The organism is Streptomyces hilarionis (assembly GCF_024539675.1).
In the GTDB taxonomy this organism is placed as follows: domain Bacteria; phylum Actinomycetota; class Actinomycetes; order Streptomycetales; family Streptomycetaceae; genus Streptomyces; species Streptomyces hilarionis.
The window spans coordinates 1-413 of the sequence record NZ_JAHHIT010000473.1 but is presented as its reverse complement, the minus strand read 5'-3'; the positions used below and the strand labels follow the sequence as shown (position 1 = coordinate 413).

The following is a 413-nucleotide window of genomic DNA, read 5'->3' as shown; positions in this document are numbered from 1 at the left end:
AAGGTATCACCGTCTGAACAATGCGGACGCTGAGCTCCCTTATCAATTGTTGATGCGCCAAAACCAACGCGCTCATTTCAGCGGTCGCCTCCTGACGAATCACTGATGTGCAGCTCAAGCTTCTGCGTGGACCAGCTCCCCTAGTATTTCTCAGGCTCCAAATTGCCTCAATCAAAGCATAGTGCCCTGGAACCATCTCGAGACGACGTATGTCGACCTGTATAGACGCATTTTGCAAACCTGAGTCGCGAGCGACACCCGCACTGTCCGCCCGCCCCATCTGCAGTCTTAGGTGATGCCGTAGCGCAGATCTCACCTCATCTGACAAAGGGGAGGCCCAGCGTTCTGTCTCCAGTATCTGAACGCCACTCTCTCCTTGACGAACAACTATCTGAGGCTGATCAACTTGAGCC

General features: G+C 53.8%; 1 protein-coding gene. It reads right to left on the bottom strand.

The features are described from left to right. The coding region (locus KMS84_RS42380) for a PqiC family protein (protein WP_368860719.1) at window positions 1-413 on the bottom strand (413 nt) is incomplete at both ends.